Annotated in this window: 7 protein-coding genes; all 7 read right to left on the reverse strand. The window is 70.9% G+C overall.

Annotation, left to right across the window (positions count from 1 at the left end; all coding sequences use genetic code 11):
- Positions 1–12: 12 nt before the first annotated feature.
- On the reverse strand, positions 13–657 hold the full coding sequence (locus H504_RS0130500) for a NeuD/PglB/VioB family sugar acetyltransferase (RefSeq protein ID WP_026425894.1): 645 nt from the start codon (positions 655–657) through the stop codon (positions 13–15).
- Entirely contained in the window at positions 654–2,504 is a 1,851-nt protein-coding gene (gene asnB, locus H504_RS0130505) for an asparagine synthase (glutamine-hydrolyzing) (protein ID WP_026425895.1), read from the reverse strand. Before asnB ends, H504_RS0130500 begins: the two co-directional genes overlap by 4 nt.
- A 2-nt stretch (positions 2,505–2,506) precedes the next feature.
- Complete coding sequence (locus tag H504_RS0130510) at positions 2,507–4,591, reverse strand: glycosyltransferase (RefSeq protein WP_026425896.1); 2,085 nt, start codon at positions 4,589–4,591, stop codon at positions 2,507–2,509.
- Positions 4,588–5,715 (reverse strand): DegT/DnrJ/EryC1/StrS family aminotransferase, encoded by a 1,128-nt coding sequence (locus H504_RS0130515; protein ID WP_245614513.1) that lies wholly within the window; start codon positions 5,713–5,715, stop codon positions 4,588–4,590. The genes H504_RS0130510 and H504_RS0130515 overlap by 4 nt, the downstream gene beginning before the upstream one ends.
- Positions 5,716–5,717: 2 nt before the next feature.
- A complete protein-coding gene (locus H504_RS0130520) occupies positions 5,718–6,725 on the reverse strand; it encodes an NAD-dependent epimerase/dehydratase family protein (protein ID WP_026425898.1) in 1,008 nt (335 codons plus the stop codon).
- Positions 6,722–7,792: a Gfo/Idh/MocA family protein gene (locus H504_RS0130525; protein WP_026425899.1), complete on the reverse strand. Its 1,071-nt coding sequence runs from the start codon at positions 7,790–7,792 to the stop codon at positions 6,722–6,724. Before H504_RS0130525 ends, H504_RS0130520 begins: the two co-directional genes overlap by 4 nt.
- A gap of 96 nt (positions 7,793–7,888) precedes the next feature.
- Positions 7,889–9,397 carry a sugar transferase gene (locus H504_RS0130530; RefSeq protein ID WP_245614514.1) on the reverse strand — a complete coding sequence of 503 codons (1,509 nt, stop codon included), beginning with the start codon at positions 9,395–9,397 and terminating at the stop codon, positions 7,889–7,891.
- Positions 9,398–10,129 lie beyond the last annotated feature (732 nt).

Raw genomic sequence — 10,129 nt, forward strand, 5'->3', positions numbered from 1 at the left:
GGTGGGTTCTCCTCAAGAGGGCTTGGTGATGGGCCTGGCCGGAACGCCGACCCAGGTCTCGCCGTCCGGCACGTCGGACAGCGCGACGGCACCCATGCCGAGCACGGCGCGGGCACCGATGCGGACGTCCTGGCGGACGAGCGAACCCGCCCCCAGGTAAGCCGACTCGGCGACGGTCACCGCGCCCGCGAGCGCGGCCCGCCCGGCGCAGGTGACGAAGTCGGCGACCGAGTCGTCGTGGGTGAACAGCACGTGCGGCATGGTCAACACGTGCGCGCCGACCCGCTGCGGCGCGGTGATCACGGTGCCCGCCAGCAGCACGGTCCCCTCGCCCAGCTCCACGCCGGGGGCGACCGAGGCGGCCGGGTGGACGAGGGTGGCGTAGCGCTCGGCGGGCAGGTCCAGCCTGCGGACCACGGTCGCCCGGCCGTCCGGGCGAACCGGGGAGGCCACGCAGACCAGCACGAGCGCGTCGGTCAGCTCGTGCACCAGCCCGGTCGGGCCGAGCACCGGCACACCGTCCACTTCGGACCCGTGCCGCTCCGGGTTGTCGTCGAGCATGCCGATGGTCTTGAACTCCCCCGGCAGCGCGCGCGCCGCGGCGAGCACCTCCCTGGCCAAGCCACCCGCCCCGACGAGCAGCAGCGGCTGGGTCATGCCCCCACCTGCTGCTTGGCGAACTCGCGGTGCCAGACCTCCAGCGACAACAGGGTCCACAGCCGGGGCTGCTCGTTGCGGGTGCCCGCGCCGTGCTCGTCGAGCAGGCGGCGCACCGCGGTCGGCTCCAGCACGGTGCCGACGAACGACGACGGTCCGGTCAGCAGGTCGTTGGCCATGTCCTTGAGGCCGTCGCGGAACCAGGCGTCCAACGGGACCTTGAAACCGGACTTGGCCCGGTCCACCACGTCGGCGGGCAGGTGCCTGCGGGCGACCTCCTTGACCACCCACTTGCCGACCCCGTTGCGGACCTTCACCGACGACGGCAGCGAGAACGCCAACTCGACCAGCCGGTGGTCCAGGAACGGCGGCCGCAGCTCCAGCGACGCGGCCATCGACATCCGGTCGCCACGCTCCAGCAGGTTGTCGGCCAGCCAGGCGTGCGAGTCGGCGTAGAGCATCCGGCTCAACGCGTCACCGCGGCCGCGCTGGTACGGGCCGATCGCGCTGCGCACCGCCGGACCGCCCAGCAGCCCGTCGCGCTCGCGCTCGGTGAACGGCGCGAACCAGCCGCGCATCCGCTCGGCCGAACTGCCCTCACCCATCGCCCGCACCGCCACGCCCAACCGCGACCGGGACGCGGGCAGCGCCCGCTCCAGCCGGGGCAGTATCCGACCGCGCAGCGGCGCCGGGATCAGGCCCGCCCACCGGGTCGCCTGCGCGAACCGGTACTTCGGGTAACCGCCGAACAACTCGTCGCTGCCCTCACCGGAGAGCACGACCTTCACCTGTTGCCTGGCCAACTCGGCCAGCTTGAACACGGCCACGTCGGCTGGCTCGGACAGCGGCGCGTCCCGGTGCCAGCTCAGCTTGTGCCAGTTGTCCTTGAAGTCGTCGGCGGACACGATCACCTCGTGGTGCTCGCTGCCGACGATGCCCGCCACCTTGCGCGCCCAGTTCAGCTCGTCCACCCGCGGGTCGCCGAACCCGGCGGAGAACGTGTGCAGCCCCTCGCCCTGCTTGGCCTTCGCGGCCAGCGCGGAGATCAGGCTGGAGTCGATGCCGCCGGACAGGTACGCGCCGACCGGGACGTCCGCGACCAGCGCGTCGTCGATCGAGGCGTCCAGCGCGTCGGTGACCAGCCGGACCGCTTCCTCCGGGGTGACGTCGCGGTGCGCGGCGTTGGCCGGGATCTGCCAGTACGCCCGCAGCCGGACCTGACCGTCCCGGCCCAGCGTCAGCCGGTGCCCCTGCGGGACCTTCCGCACGCCCTCGACCAGGGTGTACGGGGCGGGCACCGACCGGTGCGCCAGGTAGTCGTGCAGGCTCGCCACGTCCACCCTGCGCTCGCTGATCGCGGGCAGCAGCGCCTTGATCTCCGACGCGAACGCGAACACGTCCTTGTCGATGTAGTAGTACAGCGGCAGGATGCCCAGCCGGTCGCGCACCAGGTGCAGCTCACCGGTGTCCTCGTCGTGCAGCGCGTACGCGAACTGGCCGCGCAGCTTGGAAACGCTGTCGACGCCGTGCTTGGCGTAGAGCGCCAGCAGGGTCTCGGTGTCGCCGCTGGTGCGGAACGGGTAGTCCACCTGGGACCGCAGCTCGCGGTAGTTCAGGATCTCGCCGTTGAAGGCGATCACCTTCCGCCGGTCCGGGGTGAGCATCGGCTGCACCGAGGCACCCAGGTCGATGATGGACAACCGGGTGTGCGCGAAACCGGTGGACCCCTCGATCCAGGTCCCGGCGTCGTCCGGACCGCGGTGGTGCAGCCGCCTGGCCATCTCGACCAGCACGGCCGGGTCCACCGGGGCCCCGTCCAACCTGCGCACTCCGGCGATTCCGCACATCGCTACCGCTGCCCTTCGGCCAGGTCCATCAACTGCCGCGCCCGGGAGTCCCACGACGCGGGCAGCACCGCCGCCCGCCTGCCCTCCACAGTGGACAGGCCGCCGTCGGCGATGGTCTGCCGCACCGCCTCGACGAACGCGTCGTGGCCGCGGGCGATCCTGATCAGCTCAGGGTACTGGTGCACCTCGGGGAAGTCGGTGCTGACCACGGCGAGGCCGAGCGCGAGGTACTCCTTCATCTTGATCGGGTTCGCGTGCTTGATCCAGTCGTTGTCCAGCCACGGCATCAGCGCCACGTCGAACCCGGTGCCGTAGCCCGGGATGTCCGCGTACGGCCGGAAGTCCAACCAGTGCACGTTCGGGTACTTCGCGAACCGCTCCATCGACAGCGTCGCGTCGCCGATCAGCACCAGCGACGCCTCGGGGAACTCCCCGGCGATCCGCTCCAGCAGGTCGAAGTCGACCAGGTAGTCGTCCAGGCTGCCGAAGAACCCGATGCGCGGGCCGGGGATGTTCGCGATGTCCGCGGGCAGTTCCTCGCGGCGGCGGAAGTGCTGCAGGTCGACACCGTGGTCGAGGAAGTACGCCCGGTCACCGGTGGCGCCGGACTCCTCCTGCTGCAACTGCCTGCTGACGTAGAGGACGTGGTCGCTGCCGGTGAGCAGCTTGTCCTCCAGCGCGGCGATGGTGGTCTGGTCGGCCTCGGGGAACGCCGAGTGCCGGTCGGACCGGTTGAACACCAGCGCCCGGCGCTTCATCGGCTCGACAACACCCCACGCGGTGGGGATGGTGGCGACGACGACCGGGTTCGGCATCCGCAGCAGCAGGCACACCGCCCGCACCTGGGCGCGGACCAGCGCGGCACCGAGGGCGCGCACCCGCTCGCTGCCGTAGAAGGGCAGCGGGAGCGGGGTCATCACGTAGTAGTTCGGCACGTCCGGCAGCGGGCGGCGGACCAGCTTGGCGACGCTGCCCGCCTTGCGCAGGATGCGGCGGAGGAACTGGGTGCTCTTGCCCGGCGTCGGCATCCGCAGGCCGATGCTGTTGACCAGCAGGACCTTGCGGTGCTTGGCGACCCGGCGCATCAACTGGAAGTCCGAGTGCGCCTGGTTGTGGTACCACCAGTCCTGCGCCGAGAAGCACACGTACGGCGGCGCACCCTTGTCCACAGTGGACTTGACCGGGGTGGACAGCGGCGCGGGCCAGCGGCGCTGGGTCAGCAGCGCGCGCACGGCCGCGCGGTGCGTCGGCGAACCCTTGACCGCGCGGGGCAGGCTGTTGACCAGCGACGCCGCCCACATCGCCGCACCCGCGACCTTGCCGTGCCGCTCGCGGTGCAGCCGGACCTTGTTGGTGACCAGCAGCGACCACAACCGCGGCGAGGTGCCGGACTCGCCACCCAGGTGGACGGCCTGCGCGGCGGGCTCGAAGTAGGTGCGACAGCCCCGCGCGCCCGCGCGGAGCATGAACTCGGTCTCCTCCGAGTAGAGCAGGTAGCGCTCCTCGATCGGACCGATCTCGTCGATGCACTCGCGGGTCACCAGCCACGCCGCCCCGGTCGCCCAGTCGACGAAGCCCGCGCGCTCGTAGGCGGCGGGCTTGGTGATCGTCTCGCCCAGCGGGCCGAACCGGCCCGCGCGGTCGCCGCCGAGCACCGCCTCCCCCAGGGTCCGCAGGACCGTGGGGGTGCGGCGCAGCGAGTGCTGGATGGTGCCGTCGGGCTCGGTCAGCTTCGGCGCCACGACGCCAACCCCGGGCCGGACCGCGGCGCGCAACAGCTTGACCGAACCCGGCGCCAGCCGGATGTCGGCGTTGAGCACCAGCACGTCACAGCCGTCGGCGTGCGCGAAACCGGTGTTGACGCCCGCGGCGAACCCGTCGTTGCCCGCCCGGTGCACCACCTTGACCTCGGTGTCGGTCGCCGCGACCACGTCGGCGGTGCCGTCGGTCGACGCGTTGTCGACCACGATGACCCGCGACTCGCCCGCGCCGTCGAGGGCGGCGGGCAGGGCGCGCAGGCAGTCGCCGATGACCTCGGCGCTGTTGTACGTCACGATCACGACAGCGACCGGACGGGCCGGGCTCATGACGCCACCAACCCCAGCGCGTCGGCGAGGGAACCGACCACGTGCTTCTGGTCGGCGTCGGTCAACTCGTGGTGCAGCGGCAGGATCAGCGAGCGGGTCGCGATCTGCTCGGTGTGCGGCAGCGGCCCGTGCGGGTGACCCTCGTACGCGGGCTCCAGGTGCGCGGCCATGATGCCGCGCCGCGCGGAGATGCCCGCAGCGGCGAGCTTGCCGAGCACCTCGGTCAGCGCGGGGGCGTCATCGGGCAACGCCACCCAGAAGGACTGGTAGTTCGTCGTCCCGTGGGTCGGGTCGGTCACCGCGCGTAGACCCAACGGGGCCAGCAGCTCGTGGTAGCGGGCAGCCAGCGCGCGCCGCTGCTCGATGATCCCGTCCAGCCTGCCGAGCTGCACCAGGCCCATCGCGGCCTGGATGTCGGTCATCCGGTAGTTGAACGCGGTCTCCACATAGGACTCGACGACCGCGCCGCCCGCCGCGTGCCGGTCCGCCGCCGACATGCTCATGCCGTGCTCGCGGAGCCTGCGCAACCGCTTGGCCCACTCCGGGTCGTCGGTGGTGACCATGCCGCCCTCACCGGTGGTGAGCAGCTTGCGCGGGTGGAACGACCAGGCCGCCAGCAGCGCGCCGGTACCGACCGGGGCGCCGTTGAGGGTCGACCCGGCGGCGCACGCGGCGTCCTCCACCACGGGCACGTCACCCACGACCGCCCGGATGGCCGGGACGTCGGCGGGCACGCCGCCCTGGTGCACGACCATGACCGCCTTGGTGGCCGGGGTCAGCGCCGCGGCGACCGACTCGGCCGTCAGGTTGCCGGTCAGCGGGTCGACGTCGGCGAACACCGGGGTGGCGCCGCAGTAGCGCACCGCGTTCGACGACGCGATGAACGACAGCGACGGCACGACGACCTCGTCGCCGGGGCCGACGCCGAGCAGGTACAGGCACAGGTGCAGCCCGGTCGTGCAGTTGGACACGGCCACGCCGTGCGCCGCGCCGACCCTGGCCGCGAACGCCTCCTCGAAGGCGGCGACCCGCGGCCCCTGCGCCACCCAGCCGGAGCGCACGGCCTCCGCCACGGCGAGGGCTTCCTCCTCGCCGAGCAGCGGCTTCATCACGGGGATGGCCATCGTCAGACCGCGCCTTCCTGAGCACCAGCCGCGGTAACGCCCTTTTCTGCGCGCCACCACTCGACGAGACCACGCAGGCCCTCGTCCAGCTTGATCTCCGGGCGCCAGCCCAGCTCGCGCTCGGCGGAGCTGATGTCGGCGAGCCGCCGGGTCACGCCGTTGACCTTGCGCTCCGGGCCGTGCTCGACGCCGAGACCCGAGTCCATCGCGGCGAGCAGCGCCTGGGCCAGGCCGAGCAGGCTGGTCTCCTGCGCGCTGGCGATGTTGTAGACGGTGTCGGTGACGTCCGCGCGGGCGGCCAGCAGGTTGGCTCGCGCGATGTCGTGGACGTGCACGAAGTCCATCGTCTGGGCGCCGTCACCGAAGATCAGCGGCGGCTCGCCCCCGACGATCCGCTCCATCCAGCGGATCAGCACCTCGGTGTACAGGCCGTACACGTCCATACGCGGACCGTAGACGTTGAAGTAGCGCAGCGCGACATAGTCCAGGTCGGACATGGCCTTGAAGCTGCGCAGCATGCCCTCGTTGAACGCCTTCGCGGCGCCGTAGAAGGTGTCGTTGTTGTACGGGTGGTGCCGCTCGGTGGTCGGGAAGGTCTCGGCCAGGCCGTAGATCGACGCCGACGACGACGCGATGACCTTCTTGACCCCCTCGGCTGCGGCCGCCTCGATGATGGTGAAGGTGCCGTCGACCAGGCTCTCCAGCGCCAGCCGGGGCTCCTCGGCGCACTGGGTGATCCGGATCGCGGCCAAGTGGAACACCAGGTCCTGGCCCTTGGTCAGGGTGCCGACCAGCGCGCGGTCGTTGATGTCGCCGTCGACCACCTTGAGCCGGTCGCCCGCGGCGGCCACGGCGGCGGCCAGGTTCTCCCGGCGACCGCGGACGAAGTTGTCCAGCACGGTCACCTCGGCCGCGCCCGCGGCGACCAACTGGTCCACCACGGCCGAGCCGATGGTGCCCGCACCGCCGGTGACCAGGATGCGCTGGCCCTCGATCGGCTGCGCGCTCATGCGTTGACTCCCTCTGCAACAGTGACGTCGGCACCCAGGATCGGCAGGAAGGCCCCGCCCTGGGCGAGGCTCGCGGACGCGGCCTCCAGGATGGACAGGACCTGCAGGCCGGACCGGCCGTCGGTCAGCGGCGGGCGGCTCTGCGTGATCGAGGCGTGGAACTCGGCCATCACCGCGCGCAGCGCCTCCTTCTCCGGCAGCGCCGGGGCGACCATGTCACCGGTCCGGTAGGACACCAGGGTCTGCGCCCTGGTCTGCTCGCCGACCTCGGTGGCGTCCTTGCGGTCGACACCCCGGTCGTAGATGGCCAGCCGCTGGGCCGGGTTCAGGTCGTCCCACACGACGGTCCGCGCCGAACCGCCGATGATCATCGTGCGGACCTTGGTCGGGGACAGCCAGTTCACGTGCACGTGGGCCATCGCGCCGCCGGTCAGCTCGATGGTCAGGTGCGCGACGCACGCCCGGCCGGCGCCGATCGGGTCCGACCCGTGCGCGGCAACCGCGACCGGCGCCACGCCGTCGGGCAGGATCGACAGGAAGATCGACAGGTCGTGCGGGGCCAGGTCCCACAGCACGTCCACGTCCGGCTGCACCAGGCCCAGGTTGATCCGCACCGAGTCCAGGTACTGCACCGAGCCGATGCCGCCGCTGCGGACGAGGTCGCGCAGGTGCGCCACAACCGGGGTGTAGCAGTAGGTGTGGTCGAGCATCAGCGTCAAACCGCGCTTGTCCGCAGCCTCGACAAGCTGGCGCCCCTCGGCGTAAGTTGCCGCCAGCGGCTTTTCGACCAGCACGTGCTTACCGGCCTCCAGCGCGGCCATGGCGACCGGCAGGTGCGTCTTGGCCGGGGTCGCGATCGCGACCGCGTCGACCGCCGGGTCGGCCAGGACCTCGTCCAACGAGTCCGACACGGCCACGGTCGAGTACTCGCCGAGCACCTTGCGCGCCCGGTCGGCGTCGAGGTCGCACAGGTACTGCAGGCGCAGGCCCGGAGTGGCCTGCGCGTTGCGCACCAGGTTCGGCCCCCAGTAGCCCGCGCCGATGACGGCTAGCCCGATCGTTCCCACGCTGAATCCCCTTACTCGGTGCTGATTCCCGCCCGCACCGAGATTCCCCGCGCGGGCGCGTCGTGACTTGCTCTGATCCCCTGGTGGAACGGGTGGTCAGTAGGCGCCCTGTCCGGTGAACACCGCGCGGAACGTCTTCCACAGGATGACCGCGTCCAGCGCGAGCGACCAGTCCTCGACGTAGCGCAGGTCCAGCCGGACCGCTTCTTCCCACGGGAGGTCGCTGCGGCCGCTGACCTGCCACAACCCGGTCAGGCCCGGCTTGACCAGCAGCCTGCGCCGCACGTCCGGGGCGTAGCGGGCGCTCTCCTCCGGCAGCGGCGGCCGTGGGCCGACCAGCGACATCGGGCCCGCGACCACGTTGAACAGCTGCGGCAGCTCGTCGATCGAGTACCGGCGCAGAATCGCACCCACCCGGGTGACGCGCGGGTCCTTCTTCATCTTGAACAGCAGGCCGTGGCCCTCGTTCTGCTCGGCCAGGTCGCTGACCATCTTGTGCGCGTTGACCACCATGGTGCGGAACTTGACGATGGTGAACTCGCGGCCGTCCTTGCCGACCCGGCGCTGCTTGTAGAACACCGGACCGCGGGTGTCCACGGCGATCGCGATCGAGACGGCGATCATCACCGGGGCCAGCAGGGTCAGCAGCGCGAAGGCGCCGACCTTGTCGAACACGTCCTTGACCATGCGGCGCACCCCGGTGAACGAGGGCGCGGAGACGCGCAGCAGCGGCATGCCGAGCACGGCGTCGACGTGCAGCCGGGGACCGGCCACCTCCATCAGCACCGGCGTGACCACCATCTCGGCGCCGGAGCCCTCCAGCTTCCAGGCGAGCTGCTGCAGGCGCTTCGGGGTCCAGTAGGCGTCCGGGGTGACCGCCACGATCCGGTAGCCGCCGCGGCGGGCGTGGGTGGCGAGGTCGCGCAACTGGCCGACCACGGGGACACCGTCGATCTCGGTCACGTCGTCGGCGAGGCCGTCGGTGGTGCACACCGCGTCGACCCGCCAGCCGAGGTGGGTGGCGCCGCGGGTGCGGGAGATGAGGTCGCGGATGGTCTCGGTGTTGCCCGCGGCCATCACCGGCAGCAGGCAGCGGCCCTCACGGCGAGCGCGGTGTAAGAACTGGCGCAGCACGTACCGCATCGGGAAGACGAGCAGCGCGGTCGCCGGGACCACCATGAACACCCACGGCCGGATCCGGGCGATGTCGAACAGCAGCCCGCCCAGCGCCAACACGACGGCGGCCGCGACGAACGCGCGACCGAGGCGGCGGAACTCCTCGGCGCCCTGGCCGAGAACTGCGAGATTCCACACGCGGTTTACCGTCAGGGAGCCGACCAGGACGCCGAATGTCACGATGCCGGTCGGCGTGACCAGCGGGCTGGCCGGATCGACCCTGGCCGCCACGAAGCCGCCGACGACGAGCACCCCGAACAACACGGAGAACAGGTCGGACAGCAGCACACCCGTGCGGTAGCGCGGCTCCCAACCCGCCACCGGCGGGTAGGAAGGCTCACCCGCGGGCAGGTTGGCGCCGTGGCGGGCACCGGTTGGTGCGGGCCACAGGGACGCTCGCCGTCGTGGAAGGCCGACTTGGTCACGCATCGTGTATCCCCCGTTGTGGGTGGATCGGGTATCACGGGCACGGAGCGTCGCTAGCTCCTAGCCGTGGACGAATCAGGGTGTGAGCCACGCCCGAGCTGCGGCGATCGGGTGCTGGCTGCGATAGCTCATTCGCTTGGTTCCCCGGGGCCGTTACACGGAGGGTTAGTTCTTATGTAACCCGATCAGCGAGCCCTCTCGTGTGTAGGCAACCGACTACACACTGGGTAGCAATTGAAGATGCACAAGCGTGACCTGCCGTCCCGCTCCGTCGCAGGTGAACCGGTCCCCCGAGAACACAAACGACAGTCCACGTCGGACAGCCAGGCAGGTGACAGAGCGTATAACTCCCGCCGTGAATTCACCGCGGCGGCCAAGATCACAATCCCCGGCGGTTACTCGGCGCACGCCACCTGACCACCCCCGTCCAGCCGCGCGCGCATTCCCCCGATCGCCAACACGGATTTCTCTCAATCCGCATTACCCCCCTTTGACCAGCACAACCTCCGCAAAAAGGCGCCCGTGGTCGCGATCACACACCGTGCCCACCCAGAGTGCGTTCCATATCAGCTTCCTTATGCGCATAAGTTATCTGTGTCCCGCCTCACACATCATCTTCCCCCACCCCACCCAGCCCTCCTTGCTCCCTCCAGCCCCACCCCTCGCCCATCAAGCCTTACCCACCCCATAACCCCATCCCCCTCCCTCTCACTCACCGCAACCCCCAACGACCCC

The organism is Actinokineospora inagensis DSM 44258, from assembly GCF_000482865.1.
GTDB classification, from domain to species: domain Bacteria; phylum Actinomycetota; class Actinomycetes; order Mycobacteriales; family Pseudonocardiaceae; genus Actinokineospora; species Actinokineospora inagensis.

Bases quoted from the DNA above. Each gene is read 5' to 3' on its own strand.
- H504_RS0130500 (WP_026425894.1), bottom strand. From the start codon at position 657: ATGACCCAGCCGCTGCTGCTCGTCGGGGCGGGTGGCTTGGCCAGGGAG.
- asnB (WP_026425895.1), bottom strand. From the start codon at position 2,504: ATGTGCGGAATCGCCGGAGTGCGCAGGTTGGACGGGGCCCCGGTGGAC.
- H504_RS0130510 (WP_026425896.1), bottom strand. From the start codon at position 4,591: ATGAGCCCGGCCCGTCCGGTCGCTGTCGTGATCGTGACGTACAACAGC.
- H504_RS0130515 (WP_245614513.1), bottom strand. From the start codon at position 5,715: ATGGCCATCCCCGTGATGAAGCCGCTGCTCGGCGAGGAGGAAGCCCTC.
- H504_RS0130520 (WP_026425898.1), bottom strand. From the start codon at position 6,725: ATGAGCGCGCAGCCGATCGAGGGCCAGCGCATCCTGGTCACCGGCGGT.
- H504_RS0130530 (WP_245614514.1), bottom strand. From the start codon at position 9,397: ATGCGTGACCAAGTCGGCCTTCCACGACGGCGAGCGTCCCTGTGGCCC.